The organism is Myxococcales bacterium (assembly GCA_016712525.1).
Taxonomy (GTDB): domain Bacteria; phylum Myxococcota_A; class Polyangia; order Polyangiales; family Polyangiaceae; genus JAAFHV01.
In genome coordinates this window covers 1140335-1167120 of record JADJQX010000006.1, presented here as the reverse complement: position 1 = coordinate 1167120, position 26786 = coordinate 1140335, and the positions used below count along the sequence as shown (strand labels likewise).

26 protein-coding genes are annotated in these 26786 nt (G+C 70.8%); 14 read left to right on the top strand and 12 right to left on the bottom strand.

Translation table 11 applies throughout. The annotated features are described in order from the left end of the window. The first annotated feature begins 1 nt into the window (after position 1). The 4 genes from IPK71_16950 (at position 2) to IPK71_16935 (ending at position 4118) form a co-directional block, all read left to right on the top strand. Positions 2 to 703 carry a hypothetical protein gene (locus IPK71_16950; protein ID MBK8215431.1) on the top strand — a complete coding sequence of 234 codons (702 nt, stop codon included), beginning with the start codon at positions 2 to 4 and terminating at the stop codon, positions 701 to 703. Between the two features lie 102 nt (positions 704 to 805). Then, a complete protein-coding gene (locus IPK71_16945) occupies positions 806 to 2245 on the top strand; it encodes an MATE family efflux transporter (protein ID MBK8215430.1) in 1440 nt (479 codons plus the stop codon). A gap of 236 nt (positions 2246 to 2481) precedes the next feature. After that, on the top strand, positions 2482 to 3327 hold the full coding sequence (locus tag IPK71_16940; protein ID MBK8215429.1) for a hypothetical protein: 846 nt from the start codon (positions 2482 to 2484) through the stop codon (positions 3325 to 3327). Further along, the gene (locus IPK71_16935) at positions 3324 to 4118 is read left to right on the top strand and encodes a hypothetical protein (GenBank protein ID MBK8215428.1); all 795 of its coding nucleotides are present in this window, start codon (positions 3324 to 3326) and stop codon (positions 4116 to 4118) included. Before IPK71_16940 ends, IPK71_16935 begins: the two co-directional genes overlap by 4 nt. Positions 4119 to 4141: 23 nt before the next feature. Here IPK71_16935 and IPK71_16930 read toward each other — a convergent pair whose 3' ends face one another. From IPK71_16930 to IPK71_16915, 4 genes are all read right to left on the bottom strand, one after another. Next, positions 4142 to 4813, bottom strand: coding sequence for a hypothetical protein (locus IPK71_16930; protein ID MBK8215427.1), 672 nt, complete (start codon positions 4811 to 4813; stop codon positions 4142 to 4144). A 128-nt stretch (positions 4814 to 4941) separates the two neighbouring features. Then, positions 4942 to 5430 carry a cytochrome c-type biogenesis protein CcmH gene (locus IPK71_16925; GenBank protein ID MBK8215426.1) on the bottom strand — a complete coding sequence of 163 codons (489 nt, stop codon included), beginning with the start codon at positions 5428 to 5430 and terminating at the stop codon, positions 4942 to 4944. 124 nt (positions 5431 to 5554) lie between these two features. Beyond that, positions 5555 to 6133, bottom strand: coding sequence for a hypothetical protein (locus IPK71_16920; protein MBK8215425.1), 579 nt, complete (start codon positions 6131 to 6133; stop codon positions 5555 to 5557). Then, positions 6130 to 7239, bottom strand: coding sequence for an AAA family ATPase (locus tag IPK71_16915; GenBank protein ID MBK8215424.1), 1110 nt, complete (start codon positions 7237 to 7239; stop codon positions 6130 to 6132). Before IPK71_16915 ends, IPK71_16920 begins: the two co-directional genes overlap by 4 nt. 200 nt (positions 7240 to 7439) lie before the next feature. Between IPK71_16915 and IPK71_16910 the strand changes: the two genes are divergently transcribed. The 10 genes from IPK71_16910 (at position 7440) to IPK71_16865 (ending at position 18238) form a co-directional block, all read left to right on the top strand. Next, entirely contained in the window at positions 7440 to 8207 is a 768-nt protein-coding gene (locus IPK71_16910) for a hypothetical protein (GenBank protein ID MBK8215423.1), read from the top strand. A 478-nt stretch (positions 8208 to 8685) separates the two neighbouring features. Continuing rightward, on the top strand, positions 8686 to 9903 hold the full coding sequence (locus tag IPK71_16905; protein ID MBK8215422.1) for an AAA family ATPase: 1218 nt from the start codon (positions 8686 to 8688) through the stop codon (positions 9901 to 9903). Next, entirely contained in the window at positions 9900 to 10571 is a 672-nt protein-coding gene (locus IPK71_16900) for a hypothetical protein (protein MBK8215421.1), read from the top strand. The genes IPK71_16905 and IPK71_16900 overlap by 4 nt, the downstream gene beginning before the upstream one ends. A gap of 38 nt (positions 10572 to 10609) precedes the next feature. Beyond that, complete coding sequence (locus IPK71_16895; protein ID MBK8215420.1) at positions 10610 to 11503, top strand: helix-turn-helix domain-containing protein; 894 nt, start codon at positions 10610 to 10612, stop codon at positions 11501 to 11503. Positions 11504 to 11595: 92 nt separating this feature from the next. Further along, positions 11596 to 12843, top strand: a complete 1248-nt coding sequence (locus IPK71_16890) for a hypothetical protein (GenBank protein ID MBK8215419.1) — start codon at positions 11596 to 11598, stop codon at positions 12841 to 12843. Further along, on the top strand, positions 12840 to 13151 hold the full coding sequence (locus IPK71_16885; GenBank protein MBK8215418.1) for a hypothetical protein: 312 nt from the start codon (positions 12840 to 12842) through the stop codon (positions 13149 to 13151). The genes IPK71_16890 and IPK71_16885 overlap by 4 nt, the downstream gene beginning before the upstream one ends. After that, positions 13148 to 14431: a hypothetical protein gene (locus IPK71_16880; GenBank protein MBK8215417.1), complete on the top strand. Its 1284-nt coding sequence runs from the start codon at positions 13148 to 13150 to the stop codon at positions 14429 to 14431. The genes IPK71_16885 and IPK71_16880 overlap by 4 nt, the downstream gene beginning before the upstream one ends. Next, positions 14431 to 15294: a hypothetical protein gene (locus tag IPK71_16875; GenBank protein ID MBK8215416.1), complete on the top strand. Its 864-nt coding sequence runs from the start codon at positions 14431 to 14433 to the stop codon at positions 15292 to 15294. Before IPK71_16880 ends, IPK71_16875 begins: the two co-directional genes overlap by 1 nt. Then, complete coding sequence (locus tag IPK71_16870) at positions 15291 to 17348, top strand: TonB-dependent receptor (protein ID MBK8215415.1); 2058 nt, start codon at positions 15291 to 15293, stop codon at positions 17346 to 17348. The genes IPK71_16875 and IPK71_16870 overlap by 4 nt, the downstream gene beginning before the upstream one ends. After that, complete coding sequence (locus tag IPK71_16865; protein MBK8215414.1) at positions 17345 to 18238, top strand: hypothetical protein; 894 nt, start codon at positions 17345 to 17347, stop codon at positions 18236 to 18238. Before IPK71_16870 ends, IPK71_16865 begins: the two co-directional genes overlap by 4 nt. Positions 18239 to 18259: 21 nt before the next feature. Here IPK71_16865 and IPK71_16860 read toward each other — a convergent pair whose 3' ends face one another. The 8 genes from IPK71_16860 to IPK71_16825 form a co-directional block, all read right to left on the bottom strand. Next, on the bottom strand, positions 18260 to 19852 hold the full coding sequence (locus tag IPK71_16860) for a hypothetical protein (GenBank protein ID MBK8215413.1): 1593 nt from the start codon (positions 19850 to 19852) through the stop codon (positions 18260 to 18262). Between the two features lie 59 nt (positions 19853 to 19911). Beyond that, positions 19912 to 20532: a glutathione S-transferase family protein gene (locus IPK71_16855; protein ID MBK8215412.1), complete on the bottom strand. Its 621-nt coding sequence runs from the start codon at positions 20530 to 20532 to the stop codon at positions 19912 to 19914. 49 nt (positions 20533 to 20581) lie between these two features. Further along, the gene (locus IPK71_16850; protein MBK8215411.1) at positions 20582 to 21823 is read right to left on the bottom strand and encodes a sigma-70 family RNA polymerase sigma factor; all 1242 of its coding nucleotides are present in this window, start codon (positions 21821 to 21823) and stop codon (positions 20582 to 20584) included. A gap of 21 nt (positions 21824 to 21844) precedes the next feature. After that, a complete protein-coding gene (locus IPK71_16845; protein MBK8215410.1) occupies positions 21845 to 22183 on the bottom strand; it encodes a hypothetical protein in 339 nt (112 codons plus the stop codon). A gap of 180 nt (positions 22184 to 22363) precedes the next feature. Further along, positions 22364 to 23530, bottom strand: coding sequence for a cysteine desulfurase (locus IPK71_16840; GenBank protein ID MBK8215409.1), 1167 nt, complete (start codon positions 23528 to 23530; stop codon positions 22364 to 22366). A gap of 138 nt (positions 23531 to 23668) precedes the next feature. Further along, on the bottom strand, positions 23669 to 25216 hold the full coding sequence (locus IPK71_16835) for an MFS transporter (GenBank protein MBK8215408.1): 1548 nt from the start codon (positions 25214 to 25216) through the stop codon (positions 23669 to 23671). Next, positions 25213 to 26046: a metalloregulator ArsR/SmtB family transcription factor gene (locus IPK71_16830; GenBank protein ID MBK8215407.1), complete on the bottom strand. Its 834-nt coding sequence runs from the start codon at positions 26044 to 26046 to the stop codon at positions 25213 to 25215. Before IPK71_16830 ends, IPK71_16835 begins: the two co-directional genes overlap by 4 nt. Beyond that, positions 26043 to 26756, bottom strand: a complete 714-nt coding sequence (locus IPK71_16825) for a response regulator (GenBank protein MBK8215406.1) — start codon at positions 26754 to 26756, stop codon at positions 26043 to 26045. Before IPK71_16825 ends, IPK71_16830 begins: the two co-directional genes overlap by 4 nt. Between the last annotated feature and the right edge of the window lie 30 nt (positions 26757 to 26786).

Below are 26786 nucleotides of genomic sequence, written 5' to 3'. Positions count from 1 at the left end.
AATGCCCCTGTCGGCGCGCCCGAGCACGAAGGTCTTCGCGCTGCTCCTCGCGAGCCTCGGGGCGACCTTCGCCTCGGGCTGCACGTCGTTCGGGAGGGTCTCGGCGGGGCCGACCTTGATGCCTGCCACGTCAACGGAGCCCGTGTCGGCGGGGGTAGGCGTGATGGCGCAGCGCGGGTTCGGCGCGCCCACCGACGACGGTCGCGGCGCGGTCGGGGTCTCGGGCGGCCTCCGCGGGAACTTCACCGGGCGCTCGCAGGCGTTGGCGCTCGGGGAGGGCTTCTTCCTCGCCCACGACGTGGGACGTTCGGGGATGCTCTTCGTGGACGGGGGCCTTCACTTCGCGCTCGAACGGTACGACGAACGGATGCTCGTGGGGCTCGGACCGTACGCATCGGCATTCTACGGGGTCGACCTCGAGCGTCACGACCGCTTCGAGCCCGGGCGCTTCTTCGACGAGCACCGCCGCGAGCGCGTGATCCTCACCTTCGGCCCCTTCGCCGAGCTCGACGCCCGGTTGACGCGGCCGAGCGTCGCGCCGTTCTTCGGTGTCCAGATCGGTCTCATGTGGTGGAACGGCCACATCTCCGCCGAGGAGGCGACCCACGTCGAGCCGACGCCTCCCCCGCCCCCACCCTCGACGAGGCCCCGGACCAAAGAGCCCCCGAAGCCGAACGCGCCCCCGAGCGAGGTCCCCCTCTGAGGCACCTCGCGAGCCCGATCCCCCGGCCGTTACGCCGGATTTCTTGTCACGAGCGTTCGCGGGCGGTATTGGGTCCGCACCTCCGGCGAGCGGCCGGTCCCCATGGATGAGCAAAAACCCGTCGATTTGCGTCTGATCGAAGGCCCGACGTACCGGACCATCCTGAAGCTCGCGATGCCCACCGTGATCGCGATGCTCTCGCAGAGCGCGGTCAACGAGATCGACGTCGTGTTCTTCGCGCGCCTCCCTGGGTGCGATGCCTCCACGGCGCAGGCGGCGCTCTTGCCCTCGCTCATCCTGGTGTGGCTCTTCGGCGGCTCGCTCTCGGCGATCAGCGTAGGAACGCAGGCCCTCACGGCGCGCAGGTACGCCGAGAAGAAGCCCCACGAGGCGGGCGCGGTGCTCGCGAACGCGGCGTTCTTCTGCCTCGTCGGCGGGCTCGTCATGTCGGTGCTCGGGGCCTTCACGATAGGTCCGCTGCTCTCGCTCATGAAGCTCGGGCCCGAGGTGCACTCGGTGGCCCTCGCCTACTCGCGCTGGCGCCTGCTCGGCATCATCAGCATGGCGATGACCGTCGGGGTGAAGGCCTTCTTCGACGGCATCGGCAAGACCCACGTGCACCTCGTGGCGGCGCTCGTGATGAACGTGTTCAACGTTCTTTTCTGCTGGATGTTCATCTTCGGGAACCTCGGCGCCCCCAAGATGGGCGCGCCGGGCGCGGGTTTCTCGGCCTTCGTGTCGACGTGGATCGGGCTCCTCATCGTGCTCGCGTTCACCCTGCCCGAGCGCAAGACCTACGTCCCCCTGCGCCTCTCGAACCTCTCGGGCAGGCTCACCCTCGATCTCCTGAAGCTGTCGTTGCCGGCGGCCGCGGCCACCGTGGTGATGATGGTCGGGTTCGGCGCGTTCTCGCGCGTCGCGGGCCGGCTCGACGAGATCGCGGCCACGTCGAGCGTGGCCGTCGAGAGCGCGGCCATGGCCGCGTGTGGCAAGGCCGAGGCCATCAACGGCGCCGCCACGACGAACATCGTCGCCATCTTGAAGCTCACGTTCACGGCGTGCATCGCCTTCGGCACGGCCACGGCCACCCTCGTGAGCCAGTCGCTCGGCGCGCGAAGGCCCGAGGACGCCGAGCGCTTCGGGTGGGGCAGTGTGCGCCTCGGGCTCGCCATCTTCGGCGTGATCGCGCTTTGCGAGGGGGTGCTGTTCACCCCGCAGATCGTCGGGTTCATCACCCACTCGGAGCCCGTGCGCGCCGCCGCCATGATGCCCATGCGCATGATGGCGCTCGTGACGCCGCTCATCGCCGTGGCGCTCATCTTGAGCGAGGCGCTCTTCGGCGCGGGCAACACCGTGTTCGTCGCCATCGCGCAGCTCTGCCTCATCTTCCTCGTGCTCGTGCCGCTCGCCTTCGTGCTCGGCATCTACGCGGGCGTGGGCCTCGTGGGCATGTGGTCGGCCGCGGTGCTCTACGCCATCGGCGCGTGTACGGTGATGACGCTGAAGTTCCGCGGCGGCACCTGGAAGAAGATCCTGCTCTGACAGGGAGCCCGCGCCCCCGGTGCCCCGCGGCCGGAAGGCGCAGAGCGCGCGGACGAGCGTAGTGGGGCGACGCCAGAGACGCACGGTGTGCAACCGCCCGGCCGGGTGGCGCGTTGTTCTCCCGTGCCCCGTCGCGGTCGGGTCGCGCCACGCCTCATGGCCGAGCTCGCTTCCCTTTTGGGCAGGCGCATCCGAGATCGTGACACGAACTCAAAACTTCGTGCTACCGAAGACCCATGCGCTTCCTCCGACACGCCGCGACCTCGGTCGCGCTCCTTCTCCCCGCCCTCGCCTGCTCCACCGCGGAGGGGGAGCTCACGTTCTCGACGTGGGGTGAGGAGTACATCGAGAAGGGCATCCCCTCGACCGAGCTCGAGGATGGCTGGGGTGTCACCTTCGACAAGTTCCTCGTCGTGCTCGACGGGGTCGAGGTCTCGGATGGCACGACCTCGAAGGCCAGGATGCCAAAGCCGAGGCTCTTCAACCACGTGGTGCCCGCGCCCAAGCCCGTCTTCGCAGCCGGCACGCTTCCCGCGCAGGCCTACACGAAGGTGAGCTTCATGATCACACCCGTCACGGCCGAGACGGAGCTCGGGCAGGGCGCGACCGATGCCGACAAGGCCCTCATGACGAAGGGCGGCTACTCGATCTACGTGGAGGGCAAGGCGCAGAAGGGCGCCGAGCAGAAGCGCTTCTCGTGGGGCTTCTCGACGAAGACGCTCTTCGACGACTGCAAGGTCGAAGAGTCGGGACAAGAGGTCCTCGGCGTGGTGGTGACGAGCGGAGGCAGCCTCGACGCCGAGCTCACGATCCACGGCGACCACTTCTTCTACGACGATCTCCAATCGCCCGACGCGAAGCTCCGTTTCCAAAACCTCGCCGACGCCGACGCCAACAAGGACGGCGAGGTGACGCTCGCGGAGCTCGCGGCGGTGAAGCTCGCGCGCCTCCCGAAAGAGAACGGCCCCTACGGCACCGGGAGCGCGGCCGACGTGACCGACCTCGGCGCCTTCGTGACGGGCCTCACGCGCACGGTCGGCCACTTTCGAGGCGAGGGCGAGTGCATCGCGCGGGCCCGATGAGCGCTCCGCCCAAGGTCGCCCTCTCCCGTCGATCGCTCCTCGCGGCGGCGCTCACGGCCCCGCTCTTCGCCGCGTGCGAGGCCGAGGCCGACAGCACCACGGGGCGCCGCGTCGTGCTCGCGGTGCGCGTCGCCCGCGTCGAGCCGACGTTCGTCACGAAGGAGGGTTGGCAAGTTTCCCTCTCGCGGGCGCTCGTGTCGCTCGCGTCGCTCACCTTCTTCGAGGGAGAGACCCTCTTCGCCGCGCACGCCCCGAGGCGGAGACCATCGCCCTTCGCGCGGCTCGTGCCGGTGGCGCACGCGCACCCCGGTCACTACGTCGCCGGAGAGGCGCGCGGCGAGTACCTCGTGCCCACGGTCGTCGATCTGCTCGCGGGGGCGACCCTCGGCGAGGGCAGCGGCGTCTCCGGCATGTACAGGAGCGCGCGGGTCGCCTTCGTCGATGCCCCCGCCGGAGGCCCGTCGCCCGAGCTTGTGGGGTCCGCGGTGCTGCTCGAAGGAGAGGCAAAAAAGGGCGCCGAGGTGCGCAAGCTCCGCGCGCGTGTGCCGGCCGCGGAGCTCGTCACGAACGGCGTCGCGGCCATCGAAGGCTGCCCCTTCACGACGGCCGACGTGCAAGGAAACGGCACGGTGACGCTCACGGTCGCCGTGCAGGCGTGGCTCGGAGCGATCGGGCTCGAGGCGCTTCCGCAAAGCCCGACACCCGTCGAACTCACTGGCGTGCCCCTGGCGGAGCTCACGCGCAGCGTGAAGGGTGCCGACAGGTACAGGTTCGTGTTCGCGAGCGGGTGACACGATCGTCGCGGGGGTCGCGGCTACATCGCCTTCTTCGCGAAGCGAAGGACGACGCTCCGCGGCGTGCCGGTCGACGCGCCCTCCCGAACCAGCGAGACGACGAGGTCGACCTCCTCGGACTCGGCGCCGGAGGGGCACCCCACGTCGACGTAGATCGAGACCGCCCCACCGCTCACGATCGACAGCGGATTCGGCGTGGTCGGGTTGACCCCGACCGCCCAGCGCGACGTCTCCCACGGGGCGCCGGAGCCCGGATTGGTGACCGGGCGGAGGGCCGTGACGACGCGGTAGGAGCTCGACGCTGCCTGGAAAGATGCCAGAAGCTCGAGCGTGATCGAGGCCCCCGGACGCACGACGACGACGGCATCGTGGGTGAGGCTAGGTTCGAGCCGCGCATCCCCCGCGGCCATCGCCCACGGCTTGAACGCGCCGACGCCCGGTTCGGAGCCATCGGCAGCCTCCGGTTCGGCCGCCCCAGCGTCACCGCCATCCGTCGTGCTCGCGCCGGGGTGAGGCGCGGGCGCTTCCGAGGTCGGCCCCGTCGGCGACGGGGTGGCGTCTCCCACGCACGGGGTCTGCGGGCCTACGGGGTCACCGGCGGTCCCGCAGCCTGAGAGGGCACACACGACGATCAGGGTGGAGGCGAGAGCGAGGGCGGTTCGGTTCGGGACGTCGTTCCGTGCGTGGCGCATGACGCGAGGTACGGCCGCCCCGAGGGGCCGCTCCCCTGAGAAAGCGCTGAGAGTTGGTCGAGGGAGGTGGGGGGTGCCAGCCCAAAGGGCGGCGAACGGCGGGCCGTCGGTTCTCCCTCGCGTGCCTGTCACGCGCTGGCGTCGTCGAGGGCGCGCAGATCGGCGTCGATGCGTTGGTCGAGCGCGACATCCGTCGTGCGGCTCGATGCTCGCGAGCGCGCAGGCTCGGGGCTCTCTTTCGACGCACGTCGCGACCATCGGCGCACGAGGCCGAGCATACCAAGGAACGACGCGAGCACGGCGAGGCCTCCCACGATCGTGATGGCCCCGCGCGGCTCGGCGCCCTTGGGCACGGCGCGCACGCGCTCGCCGTAGCGGGCGACCATGTCCTCTTCGATGGCCGCGGCGCTCTCCCCCCGCGCGACGCGGCCGTCGATCTCGACGCGCAGCGCGGTGGCGAGCTCGGACTCGTGGATGTCGAGCGTCTGCTGGTAGCAGCACGGCGCGAGGAGCCTCCCCTCGACGTATTTCGCCGACGTGGGCTCGGCCGACGCGGACCCCACTACGGCGACGAGCGCGAGGCCCACGAGCACCGCAAGGAGGATTCGGACCTTCATGAAGTGGAATGTAAGGTCGCAAGTGAAATGCGCCACGGGGAGACGGCGAGACTCCCGCGCGCAACGTATGCGCTAGCGGCCATGTCTTCGCGTCACGCGTGCGTGAGAAGCGCGGGGCGCGGACTTACGGCGACATCGGCAACCGACGCACGTCGAGCTCCGTAACGCAGGTCTCGCGCGAGGGGTCGAGCACGGTCACCTTCGCCTTGAGCCAGCTCAGCGCCGCTCGGATCCGGTCGTCTCGGTTCTTGCGGTTCGCCTTTCGCTTGGTCTCGGGCTCGCCGGGCCGACGGTCCGGCTCCACGATCCACACGACGACGCGCATGGCGCGCGCAGGGTTCCTCATGGCTTCGACGCAGGCCATGAGCCACCTCTCGGGAGGCTCGGCTGAGCGATGTGCGGCCACGAGCCCTGCGATGGTGTCGCGCACCTTGCACGCGACCTTGTGCGGGAGCGACTCGACTTGAGCCTTCTTGTTCTCGATGGCGTGCGCGTAGGGCTCGCTCGGTGTGCCCGTGTACACCTTGGCCTCGATGAAGTGGATCGAGCCCGCCTTGACCCCCACAAAGTCCACGGCGGCCGACCCGTCGAGCTTCGCGAGCCCCGCGCGGTAGGCCGAGGTAGCGTCCCACTTCTCGAAGGCCTGCCACTCTGCGTCGTCGACCTCGAAGCGTATCCCATCCCCCTCGAACGGTCGCTTCACGGCGCGCCCTCGCCTCGGTGCCATGCCTCTTCGCGGTCATAGATGTCCGCGAAGGCTTCGAGGATGGGATTCCCCTTGAGGCCGAGGAAGCTCGGGGAGCGCTCCACCTCGACGTGACGGTCGCCCTCTTTCAAACCGAAGAACGCGAGCTTCTCTTCGGAGCCTCTCTTCGCCGCGAGGTCGAGCTCGGAGCAGAGCGCGTAGTCGTGCGTCGAGAGGACGACTTGAATCCCTGCCCGTGCGAGGTCGAACGCGACCTTGCTCATCAGGTTCGCCCGCTTCGGGTTAAGGCTCGCCTCCGGCTCGTCCCACGCGAGGAGCCCTCCCGGAGCGAGGGACCCGTTCCGCAAGAGGTACGCGAGCATCGCGATCTTCCGGTCGCCCTCGCCCACCATGGTCACCTCCATGGGGCCTCTGGGCTGCTGCTGGTAGAAGCGGTCCCCCTCCATGGTCACGGGGCCCTTCAACGTACCTTCGAGCACGGTCGCGAGGTCCTCGATGGCCCCCGCGCGAGCTTCGGGCCGCAGGGGGCGCAGGCCGAGCGCCAAACACAGATCGAGGTACGTCCGATCGAAGGACGACTCACGACGGAGCCAAGCCGCCGCGAAACCCGGGTAAATCGTGAGCAGCTCGCGCGAGGGCAAGAACAGGGAGGGCTGCGCACCACGGTGCTGGCCTCGGAGCGTCGCCCCGATCCGGCCGTCTTTGCCGATGTTGATCCAGACGGCCACGTCGCGCCCCCACTCCGCCGAGATCACGCAAGGTTCGCCGCTCCGGTGTGCGAAGCTTCCTAGCGAATCGGGCAAGAAGACCTCGTTCAAATCAGTCGCGATCCACCGGTCGATTCCCTCGTTCTGCGTGGCTCCTTGATCGGGGTCGCTCGACTCGGGTCGGGCGAGGTTCGTATGCGGTCGCGGTGCGGCCGCTACCTGCCGACGCCCGTGCTCCTCGCTCACACGCGACAGGACGTACACGAGCTTGAGCAGGTGTGTCTTGCCCGTGCCGTTCTCGCCGACCAGCACGTTCACCCCGCTCGAGAGGTCAAACGTCGTCCGCCCGGGCCCGAAGACCGTGAAGTTCTCGACCGTAAGCCGCGTGAGGACCATGGCGCCACCTTATCGCGTGCTCGGCCCTCTTGGAGGGCCAGGGTTCAGTCACGGGCGACACTGGCGCGACCGGCTTGCCTCCCGGGCCACCCGAGCCCTTTTCCCCCTCGACACGCCTATTCACCACGCTTAATGTTCGAGCCCAAGGGGGGTGGTGAGGGACATCGCCCCTTCTTTTTTCCACGGGAGGACGGTGCTCGATGAACTTCAAGTCGCTCAGCAGCGCCGAGATGATCCACATCTCGGCCGAGATGGTCACGCCGCGGCGAAAGGCGCACACCGCGCTCATGGCCCTGCCCTCGACGGCCGGCCTCGTGCCTCTCGTCGCCACGGCCCACGAGGCGCTCGAGGCCATCGAGGGCCGCACGGGCAACGGCGCCCGTGAAGCCCAGCTCAAGGCGCTGAGCGATCGGTGCGTCGAGCTCGATCGCGATCACGACGCGTACGTGCGCCGCATCTTCGGTGTGTGCACCGCGCTCTCCGATGCGTCCCAGTCCCCCGAGCAGGCCGAGGCGTACCTCGAGGCCGGCCGCGCCGTGTTCCCTGCAGGCTTCGCCGCCGCGCAAGCCAGCTACAAAGAAGAGGCCGGCCAGGCCACGCTCGTCGACCAGCGCCTCACCGACGTGCACCTCGCCACGCTCGCCTCGATCTCCACGCCCGACGGCACCCTCGCCGACGACGTCGCGCGCTGGAAGAAGATCGCGAAGGAGCTCGGTCGCACCGAGACCGAACGCACGCGCCTCGCCGCCACGCCCGCCGAGTCGAAGGGCACCGACGCCGTCGCCGCGCGCAACGCGTGGATCGCCGCCGTGTCCGCGCTGACGACCGTCTTCGAGCTCTCGGCCCCCTCCGCGGAGACGCGCGCCGACGTGCTCGGCCCGCTCGAGGCCGAGACCGCCAAGGCCCGCCGCCCCAAGGCCGCCGCCCCCGAGAAGGCCCCCGAAGGCGAGCCCGGCCCCACCGACTGACCGACTGCCGACGGCAACGACGGGGCGGGGCTCGCGAGGGCTCCGCCTCGTTTCGTTTCGCGCACATGGGGACGGAGACGCCGGCAGGTGCTCAGCAGCCCGCCACGAACCGGGCCAACACGCAGATTTCCGCAGAAAAAGCCGGTCGCGACCGGGTCCGAGCCCAGATTTTTGGCCGTCGAGGCGGTCGCGACCGGGTTGGAGGCGAAAAATCTGCGTCAGAGGCCGGTCGCGACCGGGTTGGAGGCGAGATTTTTGCGCACAGAGGCGGTCGCGACCGGGTGAAGGGGCAGATTTTTGGGTCGAGGGCCGGTCGCGACCGGGTGGGTGGGGAGATTTTTGGGGAGGGACGCGGTCGGGGTTGGGTGGAGCGAGAGATGGCTGGACCGCCCCTCTCTGGCTCGCCTCCGGTCGCCAGATCGCTCCTCTCGCGAGGGCCGCGGAGTGCGTGCGCGGCCTCTGGTAGCGTGTCGAGGCCATGCGCCTCACGTCCCTGTCGCTGACGGACTTCCGCGGTTTCGCCTCGCTCGACCTCACCTTCGAGCCGGACGTGACGGTGCTCGTAGGCGTCAACGGCGCCGGCAAGACCAGCATCCTCGACGCGATCGCCATGATGCTCTCGCAGGTGCACGCCCTGCACCGCGAGGGAGCGTGGACCGACGCTCACCCCAGGCGTCGCGACGTGCGCCTCGGCGCGACCGTCGCTAGGGTGACGGTCGGAGTCTCACAAGGGAACGAGACTGGATCGTGGACGGCGACCTCCGACCCGAGCGCCAGCATCCAAGGGGCGATCCCAGCAAAGTCGGGATCTCCTCCGCTCGCCCTCTACTTCCCGACCAACCGCAGCGCCCTCGACATCCCGTCGCGCATCCACGCGAGTGAGGACGAGACAGCCTTCGACGCGTTCGCCGCGTACGACGGCGCGCTCGAGGACGGCGCGAGCAACTTCCGCGGGTTCTTCGAGTGGTACCGCCGTGAAGAGGATCTCGAGAACGAGGAGCGACTTCGCCCACCTGCGGACGGCGTCCTCCACGCGCGCCTCTCGTTCGTCCGTGAGGCGATCGAGAGGCTCTTTCCGGGCGGCAAGAGCCTTCGGATCGAGCGGCGCCCGCAGCGCATGGTGATCGAGCGAGGCGGAGAGACCCTCGACGTCTCACAGCTCTCCGACGGCGAGAAGTGCCTCGTGGCGATGGCCGGCGACTTGGCGCGGCGCATGGTGCAAATCGCCCCGGACGATCCGGCGCCGCTCGAGCGCGAGGTGATCGTGCTCGTCGACGAGCTCGAGCTGCACCTCCACCCGGGCCTCCAGCGCCAGATCCTCGGCCGCCTGCGCGCGGCCTTCCCCAACGCGCAGCTCGTCGTCTCCACTCACTCGCCGCAGGTGCTCTCGAGCGTCCATCGACGCAGCGTGCGGCTCCTCGAGGGGTTCGCGCAGAAGCCGCTCGACGCGGGGACCTGGAAGCGAGACACGAACAGCATCCTCGAGAGCGCCTTCGGAGACAGCGGTCGCCCAAGCGAGGTAGCGACGAAGATCATCGCGCTCCAACGAGCCGTCGACGCCGACGACTTCGCCAAGGCGCGCACACTCGTTGCGGAGCTTCGGGACGAGGTCGAGGGCTTCGATCCCGAGGTCGAGCTCCAGGCCGGGTTCATTCCGCCCGAAGAGGAGCCAACCGGGGAAGAGACGGCGTCGTGAGGTACGTGCAGAAGGGGCCCGCCCCCGAAACCATCACGCAGGCCTGTCGCGACAAGCCCGAGCTCGACACGACCGAGAAGGCGCGCGCGGCCTTCAACAGCCTAGACAAGGACGAAGTGCGTCTGTCGCTCGCGAAGGAGCAGGGCTACCTCTGCGCGTTCTGCGAGCGACGCATCCAAACGGGCAAGCCCGGCCGAACGTTCGGTGAAGGTGCTACCCAGACCACGACCCACAACATGCGGATCGCGCATCGAACGCCGCTGGACGAAGCGCCGGGCTCGGCTCTCACGTGGGAGAACCTGCTCGGGTCCTGCAACGATTCACGCACGTGCGACTCCGCGCAACACCAGACGGTGATCACGGTCGACCCCACGAGCAGAGTGAGTGTGAACCGTGTGCGCTACGAGCGCCGGGACACAGCTCCGGGTGTCTCCGAGATCTACATCACGTCCGACGACGCCGCGGTTCGCAGGGACGTCGAGGAGACCCTTGGCCTGAACGGCGCGGAGCTTCCGCGGATGCGAAAGGTTGCCCTCGAGACGGCGAAAGAGAACGCCCACCGACAGGGCTACGGGCACGGGAAGCCGGCCCTTCGGAAGTACCTCGCCGCGCAGTCGTCTTCGAAGCACCTCCCGCACCTCGGGTTCCTCGAGGCGATGAGCCGTTGACCGTTCGCGAGAGCTCGCACCTCGTCTACCCTGTCTCGGTGACCTCTCGCCCTCTGCTCCTCACGCGTGACGTCGCGAAGCTCCTCCGGGTGCACCCGAAGCAGGTGTATCGGCTGCTCGCGCGTGGGCTGCCAGCGCATCGGGTGGGCTCTGAGTGGCGCTTCGTCGAGGCCGAGGTGCGCGCGTGGGCCGGCGAGCCCGTCGCGAAGGACGCGCCTGCCCCGCGGACCGAGCCGGCGCCCGAGCGGCCCGAGACCATGGCTCTCCGCGCAGGGCCACCGCCGCTCCTCGCCGCGAACGGCGACGTCGTGGTGGACGTTCTCCTCGAAGCGCTCCGCGCGCGCGGGACATACCTCGGCTTCGTCCAGGCCGACGCGACCTCGGCGCGCTCCGCCCTCGAACGCCGCGAGGTGCTCTTCGCGGCGTACCACGGGGGCCCACCGCCACGCGCCCTCGCCGACGTGCGCCTCGCGCGCATCCACCTGGTCACGCGCGAGGTCGGGCTCGCGGCGAAGAAGGCGCCGTCGTCGCTCCGCGCCCTCGAACGAAAGCACCTCGCGGGAAGGCCTCCGAGCGCGGGCATCCGCGGGCACCTCGATCGAGCCCTCGCCGACGCAACGCTCACACGCGAGCGCCTCGCCTTCGCCGAGACCGCCTACCCTTCGCACCGGGACGCCGTGCTCGCCGTCCACCGCGGCGAGGCCGACCTCGCCCTCACGACCGCCGCGTGGGCGGAGCGCGCGGGGCTCCGGTTCCTCACGATCGCCCGCGAGCCCTACGAGCTGCTCCTCTTCGCCGAAGATCTCGGCACCAAGGCCGCCATCGCGACGTGCGAGGTCGCCCAGACCGCCACCTTCCGGCGCGCCCTGGCCCGTCTCGCCGGGTACGACGCCTCGCACGCCGGCGCGATCCGGTACGAGAACGGGACGTAACCGCCCGCGGAGCCCCCCGGGCACCGAAGGGGAACGTCGTTCCCCAAATTGTCCTTATTGATCCTTCTTGTTCCTCGTTGTACGCCAACGGGATGAAGCCAACGCCCGTCCGGTGCCCTGGGCCTCTCGCGGGCCTGCTCGTGGGCCTGGCGCTCACGGCTGCCGCGCGCGAAGGGCTCGCCGCCCCGTGCAGCACGCTCGGACCCCAGCCCGTCGTGTACGTCGAGAACGGAGACACCCAAGAGCCGCTCCTGAAGCGCCTCGGGTATGCGCTCGCGCGGTCGGGGTCGCCCCTGCGCATCGTCTACAAGAACCTGCCGACGTGCACGCTCGCGGCGGACATGTACGGCGGCAAGGCCCTCGTGAACGACGCGACGGGCGCGCGACCGATCCGCTACGTGCCCATGCCCGGCGAGGACCCGACGTGGGACCCGAAGATGCCCTCGCCCACCTGCGAGGCCGACGATCCCGGGGGCCATCCCATTGGGCTCGGCATCGGCGCGACGTACCTCTCGAGCTGCCCCACCCTCCCGACGAAGCCGGCCGATGTCGCGGTGACGAACGGCCCCGTCCAGGCCTACGGGCTCATCGTGCCGCTCGCGAGCCCCGAGGTCGCGATCACGGCCGAGGAGGGGTACTTCGCGTACGGGTTCCCCGCGGGAGACGGGGCAGCCAACCCGTGGCTCGATCAGGCGCTCCGGTTCTCGCGCGGCCCGACGGCGAGCACCGCGCTCACCTTGGCCGCGGCGATGGGGCTCCGCGCGAGCGCGCTCCGCGGCACGGTCCCACCGAACAACACCTCGACCGAGGTGCTCGCGCTCGTCGCCGCATCGCCGAACCCGAGCGCGACGATCGGCCTCATGGGGACCGAGGTCTACGACACCGTGCGGGAGCGCGTGAAGCTCCTCGCCTTCCGCGCGTTCGGCCAGCGGTACGCCTACTTCCCCGACACGAGCGCCACCGCGTTCGACAAACGCAACGTGCGGGACGGTCACTACCTCCCCTGGTCACCCACGCCCTACATCGTCCGCGTGGACGGCGCGGGCATCCCCATCGACGCGAACGCGCGCAGGGTGCTCGAGCTCGTCCTCGGGAAGCGCGTGGAGCCGGGGCTCGACGGCCTCGACTCCGTCACCGCGAGCGGCCTCGTGCCCGAGTGCGCGATGCGCGTCACCCGCACCGCCGACGGGGGCGATCTGTCGCTCTTCGCGCCACCCGAGCCCTGCACGTGCGCCTTCGAGGCGAAGGTCCCGGGCGGCAGCACCACGTGCGCCGCGTGCTCCGCCACCACCCCGTGCGCCGCCGGCGTCTGCCGACACGGCTACTGCGAGGCCCGATGAACCGCGACACGCGCCTCTCCCCTCTCATGTTCGTCGTGCCCGTCGTGCTCACGGGCCTCGCGCTCGCGGCGTGCGACGACACGAGCATCAAAGAGTCGACCGTGGACGCGCGCGCGCCGGCGCCGAGGACGTCACCCACCACCGAGCCCTCGGACTCCGGCCTCTCCGACGGAGGACCCAAAGACTGCTTCGACGACCCGAAGACCCACGCCGAGATCATCAACGCGTGCACGACCGCGGTCCGTATCGCCAAGAACCCCGTGCTCCCGAAGCTCCTGCCCGACGGGGGCCTCCCTCCGGTCCCGTGACGCGAAGGCGGGTCTTTCTCGGGGTCGTCGTCGCGGCGGGGCTCGCTCTCCCACCCGCGCGAGCGCGCGCGGCGGACGAGGGGAGACCGCTCGCGCTCTCGGGGTACGTGCACGTCGACGCCGTCGCGTTCCGGCAATCGTCCGAGAGCCAGCTCGACCCATCGACGGGGGCGCCGCTCAACGAGAGCCGCTTCTTGCTTCGTCGCGCGCGCCTCCGGGCGGAGTCCGATCAGGGGTACCTCCACGGCGCCCTCGAGCTCGACGCGAACACGATCGCGGGGCCCCAGGTGCGCCCGTTCGCCGCCGAGGCGACCTTCAAGTGGCCCGCGTCCGAGCCCTACCGCGGCCCGGCGGAGCTCGCGCGCGCCACCTTCGCTCGCCCGACCTTCGCCGTGTCGGCGGGGCTCCTCATGACCCCCTTCGGCTACGAGGTGCCCGAGCGCGAGAACGTCCGGCCTTTCCTCGAGCGCAGCACCTTCGCCAACGAGCTCGTGCCACAGTCGTACGACCTCGGCGTGCGGATCATGGGTGGCTTCGGCCACGTAAGCTACGCGTTCGCCGTCGTGAACGGCTCCCCGATCGGCAACCGCACGTTCCCCGGGCAAGATCCCGACACGAGCAAAGACCTCGTCTTCCGGGTCGGCGGGACGGGCTCGATCTTCGGCGCGCTGCGGCTCTCCGCCGGCGTCTCGGGGCTCACCGGGCGAGGGTTCCACGCGGGCTCGCCGCCCACGAAGGACGCCGTCCAATGGCGGGACGAGAACGGCGATGGAATCGTGGACGTGCCCGAGCTCCGCGTGCTCCCGGGGGCGCCCGGCACGCCGTCCGAAGGGTTTCGGAGGTTCGCGCTCGGCGCCGACGTGAACGCGACGCTGACCCTCCCAGGCCTCGGCGACCTCACCGCGCGCGGCGAGCTCGTACGCGCGAAGAACCTCGGACGTGGGACGCTCGTGGCGGATCCTGTCGCCGCCGGCCGGGATCTCCGCGAGCTCGGCGCCACCGTCAGCCTCACCCAAGAGCTCACCCCGCTCGGCCTCGTGGGTGTCCGCTTCGACACCTACGATCCGGACACCGACGCCGACGAGGCCCTCCCGTTCGTGCGCGTGCCGCGTGACACGAGCCTCTCGACGTGGGCCCTCCTCGCGATGATCCGCTGGAAAAAAGCTCGCCTCGTCGTCGAGTACGATCACCGAAAGAACCCCTTCGGCAGGAGCCCCACGGGGACGTCGACCACCCTGCCGGACGACTCGCTCACCTTCCGCGCGGTGGTGGGGTTCTGATGCGCGAAGCCCTCCGCCGCGCCCTCCCGTTCGCCCTCGCGAGCCTCGTCGCCGCGGCCTGCTCGGCCACGACGATCGACGTGGGCGCGGACGCCGAGCTCCGCGTGACCGGCGCGCGGCTCACGCGCGGGGCGCTCCCCACGGACGGCGACGGGCCCCCCGTGCTCACGTTGTCGGCGGCGCCACGCGTGGCGCGGGGTACGGTCGGCGCCGCGTCGGGCTCGCTCGGGCGCGCGGCGACGGGGGTGCTCGTCGCGCTCGAGGGAGACGTCGGGTACTGGACGCTCACCGCTTCACCGCCGGACGTGACGGCGCCCGAGGCGCCGACGTTCGCCGCGTCGATCGGGATCTCGGCGCGCGCGAAGCTCGGGACACGAACCCTCGTGGTGATGGGCGTCGACCGCGAGGGTAGGCCCGGAGCGCGCCTCACGCGCCCGATCGTCATCGCGCCGACCCGCTTGCCCGAAGGCGCCCTCGTCGTACGGCTCACGTGGGACGAGCCCGCCGATCTCGATCTCCGCGTCACCGGGCCGACCGGCGTCGAGGTCGCAAAGGACTCACCACCCGCGCCCGACGGAGGCGCGAGCGCCGGTGTGCTCGACGTCGACGCGTTCGCGTCGTGCGCGCCGGACGGCGTCCGCACCGAGCACGTCGTCTACCGGTCCAGGCCGGCGTCCGGGCGCTACACGGCGCGCGTCGACACCTTCTCGCTCTGCTCGGCCGCCGTCGCGCACTACGAGGTCGAGGCGTGGCTCGACGGCGCCCTCGTCGGGGCCGCACGTGGGCTCTCGACGCCCTACGACACCCGAGGAGACCACGGGCGCGGAGCGGGTGCCCTCGCGCTCGAGCTCGATGTCCCATGAGGCGCACGCTCGCTCTCGCGCTCGAGCTCACGGCGGCGACGGTCCCAGCGACGGCGCGAGCCGAGCCCCCCCGCGCCGACACGAGCGTCGCCGTGCGAGGTCGACCGCGCGAGCGTCACGAGCCCACGCAGGTGAGGCTCGCGGCCGACGAGGCGCGCACCGTGGCGGGGACCCAGGACGACGCCGTGCGTGTCGTCCATGTGCTGCCCGGTGTGTCGCGCCCGGCGCTCGGCTCGAGCGACGTGATCGTCTGGGGATCCGCGCCGTCCGAGACCCGATTCTCCATCGACGGCGTCGAGGTGCCGTTCGTGTTCCACCCGAGCGGCGTTCGGGGCGTCGTGCCGAGTGATCTCCTCGGAGCCGTCGAGCTCGTCCCCGGCGGGTACGGCCCGGAGTACGGCCGCGGGCTCGGGGGCCTCTACCGTCTCGAGACCCACGCGCTCGCGAAGGGAGAGAGCGGGCGCGTCGCCTTCGACACGCTCGACGGTTCGGCCCGGGTCGGCTTCGGTCTGGGGCCGCGCGTCCGCGTCTCGCTCGGCGTTCGCAAGAGCTGGCTCGACGCGTTCGTGAGGCTCGTCTCGGCCGACGACGTGGGCGAAGTCTTCCCCGTGCCACGCTACGGCGACGCACAGGCGAAGGTGGCGATCGACGTCTCCGACGGAGAGACCCTCGACGTCGTCGCGCTCGGGGCGAGCGGCGCGACGGCGCGAAGCGTGACGGCCACGGATCCCGCCGTGACCCGCACGGCCTCGACGCACGCCTCGTTCGGCCGCGTCTATGCGCGGTACACGAAGGTGACCGCGGAGACGACGAGCATCGTCGTGCCGTTCGTCGGGCGCGACGCGGCGAGCGACGAGCGGTCCTTCGGTGTTGCGCCCGCCGAGCTCTCGCGGAGCGCCACGGTGTACGGCGTCCGCGCATCGACGCGCACCCGCCCCGCGTCGTGGGTCGCGTTCACGACCGGCGTCGACGTGCTCGGCACCGCGACGGACGTCACGCGGCGGGGCTCGCTCACCATCCCGGCGCGCGAGGGCGATCCGAACGTGTTCGGGCGACCGCCCGGGGGGGACCTCGCGGAGGACTCGTTCACCGTGCACGGAGTCGACGTCGCGCCCTTCGCCCACGCCGACGTTCGCCTCGGGCCGGCCACGCTGAGCCCGGGGCTGCGCGTCGACACGTACCTCCTCGATGGCTCGAGGTCGGTCCCCCCCATCGGGCAGACACCGCCCACGGGCTTGTCGCGGCTCGAGCCCGCGCTCGCGCCCCGCGTGTCGGCGCGCGTCGCGGTGACCGAGGCGCTCGCGCTCTCCGCTTCGTACGGGCTGTACCACGAGGCTCCGCGGCCCGAGGATCTGTCCGCCGTCTTCGGCACACCCGAGCTCGGGCTCGCGAAGGCGACGCACCTCACCTTCGGGGAGTCGCTCCGCCTCGCGGAAGGGGTGTCCCTCGAGATGGTCGTGTTCGCCAAGGAGCTCCGCGACCTCGCCGTGCGGACGCGCCTGCCGAGCCCCAAGCTCGCGCGCGCCCTCACCCAGAACGGCGAGGGCCGCGTGCTCGGCGCGCAGTGGCTCGTGCGGGCACGGACGTCGTTCGGCCTCACGGCGCTCGTCGCGTACACGGTGAGCCGAAGCGAGCGGCGCAACCTCGAGGACGCGACCTTCCGTAGGTTCGACTTCGACCAGCCGCACACCCTCTCCGTCGTCGTGTCGCAGACCTTCGCGGGGTTCACCTTCGGGGTTCGTGGACGCGCGTCGTCCGGCTACCCGTTCACGCCGGTGGTGGGCCGCACCTACGACGCGCTCGCCGACAGGTACGATCCGGTGCTTGGCGGCACCGGCACAGCGCGTCTCCCGGCTTTCTTCCAGCTCGACGCGCGCCTCGACCGCACGTTCTCGTTCGGCCGAGGGGCCACCGTGACCGCTTACCTAGACGTCATGAACGTGACGGCGGCAAGGAACGTCGAAGAGATGGCGTACTCGGCGGGGTTCGATCGCGAGGCGCCCATCACGGGGCTCCCCACGCTCGCTATCGTGGGCGCGAGGATCGAGCGATGAGAGCGCTCCGTGCTCCGCTCCTCCTCGCGACGCTCGCCTTCGGGTGCCGTCCGGATCTCGACGAGGGCCTCTCGCGCCTCGATTCGCCCCGTGTCGTCGCCGTCGTGCTCGATCCTCCCGAGGCCCCTCCCGGCGCGACGGTGCGCGTGTCGCCCGTCATCGCGAGCAGGGACGGGATCGTCGAGGGAACCGCCGTCGAGCTGGCCTTCTGCGCGCTCCCCCGTGCGCTCGGCGAGAACGGAGCTGCCCCCGCGAGCTGCTTGCGGGACGACGGCGTGCTCGCCGGATCGACTTCGTCGGGGGAGGCGACCCTCGTCGTGCCCCGCGAAGCGTGCCTCACGTTCGGCCCCGAGGTCACCTCGGCCGATCTTCGTCCTCGGGACGCCGACGTCACCGGCGGCCACTATCAGCCGCTCCGCGTGAGAGGGGCTGACACGACGACCTTCGCGTCGCTCCGGCTCACGTGTGCGCCCGCACGTGTCCCCGCCGAGGTCGCGGCGCGTCTCGGGCGCTTGGCACGTCCGAACGAGAACCCCACGGGCCTTCGCCTCGAGCCGCTCGGCGACACGCTGGCCCGCCGCACCCTTCGGCGCGGAGCGCGCGTCCCCCTGAGGGCCTCGTGGGAACCGACGAGCGCCGAGGCCTACGTCGCCGTGCCCCCCAGCGGAGACGACCTCGTGACGCGGCGTGAAGCGCTCCGGGTCACGTGGTACGCCTCGGCTGGAACGCTGTCCCACGAGCGCACGGGGCGCGCTTCGAACGACACCGCGAGCACGTCGGACAACGACCTGCTCGCCCCGGAAGCCCCCGGCGTGGTGCACCTCGTAGCGGTCTTGCGTGACGACCGTGGAGGCGTCGCCGTGACCACGTTGTCGCTTGGCGTCGAATGAGGAGCGACCGCGCACGGCGCCTCACATCCCCCGCATGACCTCGCGCGAGCGCTCCTCCAGGTACACCTCGAGGTTCGTGTACCCCGCGATCCCGAGGCGCCTCGTGGAGAGCGTCGTGAGCGCTCCGTCGGCGGGGCTCTTCGGGTCGAGCCCGTTCCCGATCTCCCATTCGTCGGGCATGCCGTCGCCGTCCGTGTCGGCGGGCGCTCGAGGGGCCACGTCGAAGGGTAGACCATCCGTGTCGCCGGCGGGGTTTCGATCGAGCGGCGCGCGGTCGAAGGTGCCTTCTTTGACGAAGCGCATGACACGTCGATCGAGCGGATCGCGAGGGAACGCGCCCGCCGTGGCGTAGAGCTCGGGGGCGAGCCCGCGGGCGTCTTTAGGGTAGCTCACGGGCGGGAAGTCGTGCCGCGCAGCTCGTGCCCACGCGGGCCGGGCGGCCCCGGAGTTGCCCCAGGGGAGGGAGCCTGCCTTCTCCTCGGGGACGTAGTCGTCATTGTTGAAGACGAGCTCGAGGTCCGTCCGCGTCGTGCGAGACATCCGATTTCCGGAGACGAAGGCCGTCGTCCCCTCGAAGAACGCTGGCCGCGCGGGGGTAGGGCCGCCTTCGATCCCGAGCACGCCGAAGCTCCGCGACTGGTCAGGATCTTGGGCGCTGTAGTTGGATATCCAGTTCAAGCGGTAGTGGAGCTTCTTGCCATCCTGCGGGTTCGACGCGGCGACGTACGCCGGCCGACGCGCGTCCCAGTAGAGGTTCGCGGACACCTCGAGGTCCATCGTGGTCGCATCGGGCACGTTCTCGCGGCTCACCTCGGGGAGCCTGCCGAAAATGCGGTTCCACACGTTGTGGTGAAGGGTGAGGCGCGTGAGCGGCGCGCCGCGCGCCGGGTCCGAGTAGTTCACGAGCATGCCGCCAAACTCCGCGTGCTCACCCAAGGTCTCGGCGAAGATGGAGCGCTGGATCGTGACGTCGCTCGAGAACGAGATCTGCACGGCCTCGTCCGCGGCGTTCCCGATCGACACGTGATCGACGACGCCGAGCTTCGCGTGGTGGAGCCGGAGCCCGTCCCCGGCGCCGTTCGGGTCGTCGAATTTGCCAGGACGAATCCGGAGGTGGCGAACGACGAAGTTCTTCGGGGCGAGCTTCGGCGTCGGGCACTCGGGCGCAGAAGGCCCTTCGCACACGACATCCCCCTGAACGAGCAGGCCACGAAGCGTGATCCCTCCGGGCGACGACTGGCCGGCGATCGTCACGTCGCCACGGGACAGGATGGGCACGGCTTCGATGCGGCCGCTCACACGAAACAGGATCGTGCGAGGCCCTTCGGCGTCGAGCGCCTCCTGAAGCGAGCCCGGCCCACGCGGGGCGAGCGTCGTCACGTAGAGGACGCGCCCCCCACGACCGCCGCTGGCCGCCGCGCCGAACCCCTCGGCGCCCGGGAATGCCGGCAGGCCTGCCGCGACCGGGACGCTCGGCGACGGTTCCGACATCGCGGGCTTCGACGGTCCGGGGAGCGGTGGAGCCCCGTCGACGCCGCCCCCCGGCTCTCGTCTCCGGCACCCCACGATGAGACTGAGCACGACGAGCCCTACGCCGAGAGAACGCACCCTCATATGCCACAGGATGGCGCAGAACGCGCCGCGCGAGCAGCAGCTTTCGTGCCCCGCGCCCCTCACCCGCCCGAGCGGGCCCACGAGGGACGTGAGCGGACCGCGTCGAACCAGCGCCTCACGTTGCCGAAGCCCTCGAGCGGCAACGCGGCGCGCTCCCACGACGAGAGCTCCGAGGCGACGGCGATGTCCGCGAGCGTGAGCCCGTCTCCCACGAGGTACGCACGCCCCTCGAGCCTCGCGTCGAGCACCGCGCCGAACGTGCGCACCATCGCCTCGCCGCGCGCGACCTCCGCCGGGTCGGGCTCACCCTGGCCGAGGATCTTTTTCACCATGCGCTCGCGGTTCAACGTGGAGACGCCCTGCGAGAAGTGGTGCGCGTTCCAGAACATCCAGCGCACGACGTCCGCGCGGGCACGCCGCTCCTCGGGGAAGAGCCGCTGCCCGGGCACGCCGTCGGCGAGGTACTGCATGATGGCGTTCGACTCCCACAGCACGAAGTCGCCGTCGACGAGGACGGGGACGCGGCCGTTCGGGTTCTTGGCGAGAAACTCGGGGGCGCGCTGGGCGCCCTTCGCGAGATCGACGGTGACGAGCTCGACCCGGTCTTCGAGGCCGAGCTCGAGGACGGTCTGGACGGCCCTGCGGGAACACGAGGAGAGCGGATGGCGGTAGAGGTTCATGTCTCCCTACGTACCGCCCTCGAGTGACAGCCTCCTGTCAGGGTTGTCGTCAGCCCCCGCGCGGGCCTTCGCGGCGCATGCGGCGCGCGAGCATCTCGCGCTCGATGGGGGGCGCGAGGGCCATGGCCTTCGCGTAGTACGCCTCGGCCTCACGCTCGTGACCGAGGCGTCTATGGAGATCGGCGTAGGTGGCGAGCCACATGTGCGAGGCGGCGAGCCACGTCGGCGGCCTGAGGGTCGCGAGCCTCGCGAGGGCGGCCTCGGGCCCCTCGGCGTACGAGAGCGCGATCGAGGCGTGGAGCTCGTGCAGAGGGGACGGGTCGATGCGGGCGAGTGCCTCGTAGAGCGCGACGATCTCTCCCCACCGTGTGTCGGTGAACGTCGGCGCGAACGCGTGCTCCCCGGCGATCGCGGCCTCGAGGCCGTACTTCGACGCGCGCCCTTCGGGCCCCGCGAGCGTGAGCGCGTCGAGGGCCACGGCGAGCTCGTCGCGGCGGTAGAGCGCGCGATCTTGGTCCTCGATCGACACGGGGATCCCGTCGGCGCCCACGCGGGCGTCGCGGCGGGCGTGGTGAAGGTGCTGAAGCGCCACGAGCGCCCACGCCGCGCCGCACGTGGTGCGAGGGTTCCGAGCGACGAGGCCCGCGAGGCGAATGGCCTCTTGGCACAGCTCGAGGCGCAGCACACGCTCGCCCGACGACGCGAAATAGCCCTCCGTGAAGACGACGTAGATCATGCGCAGCACGGACTCGACCCGCGCGGCCCGGTCGTCGGCGGCCTGTTCGGCCGAGAGGTCGACCTGGGCGAGGGCGTCACGCGCGCGCTCCCAGCGTTTTTGGACGTTTTCCTCCGAGGTCACGAGCCGCCGCGCGATCTCGCGGGTCGAAAACCCCGAGAGGGCCCGCAAGGCGAACACGATCTGCGAAGGCAACGGGATGGAGGGATCGGCGCACGCGAAGAGCGCTCGCAGCTCGTCGTCGTGGAGCTCGTCGGCGAGGAAGACCTCCGTGGGCTCGAGGCTCGGCTCGGGGGCGGCCTCGAGCCCCTCGGTCTTGCGTTCTCTGCGTAGCTCGTCGATGACGCGGTTCCGCGCCGCTCTGTGGAGGTAGGCGGCGGCGTTCGGAGGCACCCCGCGAGCGCGCCACCCCACGGTCGCCTCGAGCATCGCCTGTGCGAGGCCGTCCTCGATTTGCGCGAGCCTGTGCGCGCCGAGCTCACGGAGGAGCGAAGCCACGATGCGCCCGTACTCGTGCCGGAGCACGAGGCCGACCGATGTCTCGGCGGACGTCATGGTCGCTCCCCGCGGATTTCCTCAGTACCCCGCGAGCTCGCGGACCTCGATCGTCGCGCCCGGCATGAACGTGATCGGGCAAGCCTTGGCGACGACCAGCGCGGCGTCGTAGTCGGCCGCCTCGACGATCGAGTAGCCCGAGACGAGCTCCTTCGCCTCGACCACCGGCCCGTCGGTCACGACTCCGCCCTTCAGCGCGCGCCCCGTGGGGAGGAGCCCGTCGCCCATGTCGACGATCGCGGGGAACCGAGACTTCCAGTCGTGCCACTGCGCGAGGGCCGCCTGCATCTCGGACGGCGACGGGGGCGCGGACTCGGCGGCGAGGGGGTTGCGATAGAGGAGGAGGAACTTCTTGCTCATGATGTCAGGTCCTTTCGGGGCGCTTCGTCGCGCCTTCAGGGGGAGAGCGAAGGGCCCCGTCCCTTTCCGACACCCTACGAAACATTTTTTTCGTCGGCTCGGCCTCGAGGGCACCTACATCTTCTTACCCACTGGTCTCGAGGCTCGGTACGCGGGCGGCGGGGACCTCCACGGGCTGGGTCAAAGGCCCGTGGGGCCGGTGACCGTCGTCGCACCCCCTGCCCGCTCCCAGGCCGAGGCGAGGGCGTGCGCAGCTCGGTCCACGTCGTCCTCGGTGGTACCTCGGCCGAGCGAGAGCCGAACGGTTCCAAGGGCATCCTCGGGGGCAATGCCCATGGCGAGGACGACCGCGGAGGCCTCCTCGCCACCTTCGTGGCATGCCGAGCCCGTCGACGCCGCGATCTCCGGCGCACCCGCGAGCACGACGCTCCCGCGCACCCCGGGGAACCTGACGCTCAGAGTGTTCGGCAAGCGCCCCTCGACGCCTCCGTTGAGCGCGAGCCCGAAGACGCGCGCGGCGAGGCGCTGGTGGAGCCTGTCGCGGAGCGCGCGCACTCGGGCCGCCTCGCTCGCGAGCTCCCTCCGCGCGATGGCACATGCGGTCCCTAGACCGACGATCGACGCCACGTTCTCCGTGCCTGGGCGCAGCCCCCGCTCGTGCCCGGCGCCGAGCGCGAACGGCGCAAGCGCGACACCCCTGCGCACATAGAGAGCTCCTACCCCCTTCGGAGCATAGAGCTTGTGCCCGGCGACGGTGAGCATGTCGACCCCGAGCTCGCCGACGTCGACCACGACCTTGCCGACCGACTGGGCGGCGTCCGTGTGCACGAGCGCCCCGTGAGCTCGCGCGTGGGTCGAAAGCTCCGCGATGGGCTGGAGCATGCCCGTCTCGTTGTTCGCGTGCATGATCGAGACGAGCCGCGTCGCCACGTCGATCGCGCCCCGCGCTTCGCCCATGTGCACTCGCCCCGCGTCGTCGACGCCGAGCCGCGTCACCTTCGCCCCGTACGCTTCGAGCCGCGCCGCGGGGCGAGAGGTCGCGGGGTGCTCGACGACGGACGTGACGAGCCCTCGGCGCGAAGCCCCCTCCATCGCCCCGAAGATGGCGAGGTTGTTCGCCTCGGTGCCGCCCGACGTGAACACGATCTCGTCGGGCTCCGCGGCGAGGAGGCGGGCCACATCTTCCCGCGCGAGGGCGACGGCGCGACGGGCCGCGGCGCCGTACGGGTGGGAGCTCGAGGGGTTTCCGAAGTGCTCACGCAGGTACGGGAGCATGGCATCGACGACCTCCGGCAGGATCGGCGTCGTGGCGTTGTGATCGAGGTAGATGGGGGTGGCGTTGGGCATGGGAGGGCTCCAAGGGCAGGGCTGCGCTTTCGGTGGCTCGGGCGTCACGAGCCTGCGGTCGTACCTCGGACGGCGCTCTGTTCCAGCGTGCAGACGCCGTGCCCGCTCGGGCCTACGGGCCACGGTCGCCTCCGCCCCTCATATGCCGCGCGCGGTGAGCTCTTGCCAGGCGCGCGTCCCCCCGCACAAGGCGCGCGCGTCCGGGAATCCGAGCCCACGGAGCGTCTCCGCCGCGCGGTCCGACCGTCCCCCGCCCTTCCCGCAGGCGGTCACGACGGGCACGCCCTTGGGGATCTCGGAGACGCGCGACGCGAGCTCGTCGACCGGGACGTGGATCGCACCCTCGACGTGACCCTCGGCGTACTCCTCGGCGCTGCGAACGTCGATGACCACGACGCCCGGCATGCGAACGAGCTCGCTAGGTTCGACGCAGCCCGTGGGCGCAATCGCGACCGACTCCAGAACGCGCGTCTCGCGCATGCGGACGGCCACGACGAGGCCCGAGGCGAACGTGAGCCCTGCCACGAGCCACATGGCCTCGGCGAGCCCGAGCGCGTCGGCCGTGAGACCGGCGAGGAGCGCGCCCACGGCGTACCCGAGATCGCGCCACAAGCGGTACACGCCCACGGACGACGCGCGCCACGACGGGTGCGCCACGTCGCCGATGGCGGCGAGCAGCGTCGGATAGACCATCGCCGTGCCCACCCCGAGGAGCGCCGCGCCCGCCGCGAAGCCGCCGTACCCGCGTGAGACCACCACGACGCCGATGCCCACCGCCTGCACCCACATGCCCGCGGCGATGAGCCATTTCCTCCCGACGCGATCCGAGAGCGCGCCAGTCACGAGCTGCGAGAGCCCCCACGTCGCCGGGTAGATGGCCGCGAGCGTCCCGATCTGCGAGAGGGACATCTTGGCCGCCGCGAAGAAGAGCGGGAAGAGGCCCCACGCCATGCCGTCGTTGAGGTTGTTGACGAGGCCGGCCTGGCTCACGCTCGAGAGGTTCCGGTCGAGGAGCGAAGTGCGCAAGAACACCTCGCGCGGGCTCGGGATGCGCGCGGCCTCTGCCGTCCCCGCGAGCTTGCCCTCGGCGGCGACGTGGTGCTTCGTCTCGCGCACGGCGAGCACGGAGAGGCCGAGACCCGCGATCACGAACACGACCCCGAGGTAGAACGGCTGGGGCCGGAGGCCGTAGTGCGTCGCGACGAATCCCGTGGCGAGCGCGCTCCCGGCGACGGCGAAGTACCCGGCGAACTCGTTCAGGCCCATCGCGAGCCCGCGCTTCGTGGGGCCGGCGAGGTCGATCTTCATGATCACGGTCGTCGACCACGTGAGGCCTTGGCTCACACCGAGCAGCGCGTTCGCGAAGAGCACGAGCGCCCAGCTCGGCGCCCACATGAGCAAAAACGGTACGGGCACGGCCACGAGCCAACCCGCGACGAGCACGTGCTTCCGCCCGAAGCGATCCGAGAGCCGCCCCGCGAGGTAGTTCGTGAGGGCCTTCGTAACGCCGAAGACCACGATGAACGAGAGCACGGCCGCCTTGGCCTCGAGATGAAACTCTTGCTCGGCGATCGGGGAGAGGAGCGTGCGCTCCATGCCGACCACGGCGCCGACGAACGCGTTCACCACGACGAGCAGCGAGAACTGCCCGAGGTTCTCTCGGATCCCGAGCCGAAGGTCGTTCATGAGGATGTCCTATTCGAGGCCGTTCGGGGCTTCGTGGGCCTCGGCCCGGACCCTCGAGATCGCCCGGGAGGCGCGCTCGACACCTTGCCCACGCCCGTCGTGACACGGAGCCCACGTGCGCGGAGCTCCGGCACGCCGAGCTCGAGCCTGTGAGCCACGAGCCCTCGTTTGCGGAGGAGGGCCACGGCGTCGACGGCCATGACGCAGTACGGACCGCGGCAGTATGCGACGATCTCGCGGCCCTCGGGCAGTTCGTCGAGACGTGCGTCGAGCTCCGGCACGGGGATCGAGAGGGCTCCGGGGATATGGCCCGCGCGGTACTCTTCGGCCGGGCGCACGTCGATCACGGTGACCTCGCCCGCGCGGATCCGCCGCAGGAGCTCCTCGTCGCCGACGCCCTCGAGGGCCGTGCGCCGCTCGAAGTAGGCACGGGCCACGTCCTCGATCTCGCCGAGGCGCGATTCGGCGAGGCCCCGGAGCGCGAGGAAGACACGGCACACCTCGACGTCGGCCAACCGGTACTCGACGTAGAGGCCTTGTTTTTCGGCATCCACGAGGCGAGCGGCGCGTAGCACTTGGAGGTGCTGGGACGCGTTCGCCACCGAGAGCGAGGCCTCGGCCGCGAGCGCCTCGACCGTGCGCGGCCCCTGGCAGAGGAGGTCGACGAGCTCGAGCCGCGCGGGAGCCGCGAGCGCCTTTCCGACACGCGCGATCTCCCCGTAGACACGATCTTTGAAGCGGCGATGGGGTGTCACCCGAGGACTATTCAACCCATTCCTTGAATAGTCAAGATGGCCCCTGCCGCCATGCCGACGCCCCCGCGCGCTCATGTTCCGGAATCGAACGTCTTGTCCCTCAACCGGTACCCCACGCCGGCCTCGGTCACGATGAGCTTCGGGCGAGAGGGCTCGGCCTCGATCTTCTTCCGGAGCTCCGCCATGTGCACGCGCACGTAGTGGGTGTGCGCGACGTAGGTAGGCCCCCAGACCTCCTTCAGAATTTGCCGATGCGTGAGGACCTTGCCCGCGTGCTGCGCGAGGAGCACGAGGAGCTTGTACTCGATGGGCGTGAGGTGGAGCGGCTCGCCTCCCCGAGTGACCTCGCGGCGAACGAGGTCGAGCTTCACGTCACCGAGCTCGACGACGGGGGGCGCCTCGGGCGCGGCGGCGAGGCTCGCGTGCCGAAGGGCGACCCGCATGCGCGCCAGGAGCTCGTTCACGCCGAAGGGCTTCGTCAGGTAGTCGTCGGCGCCGGCGTCGAGCGCGAGCACCTTGTCCTCCTCCCGGCCACGCGCCGAGATCACGATGATGGGCACGCGGCTCCACTCGCGCACACGTCGGGTGAGCGCGATGCCGTCGCCGTCCGGGAGGCCGAGGTCGAGGAGCACGACCTCCGGGTTGTGGCTCGTGAGGAGCTTCGTCGCCTCGGCGACACGATCGCACTCGAGCACGCGGTAGCCGTGAGACTCGAGCGACGCCCGAATGAACCTCCGCATGGGCGGTTCGTCCTCGACGACGAGCACGAGGGCTGCTTGGGTCACGGCGCGCTCTCCTCGGCTGGCTCGAGCGAC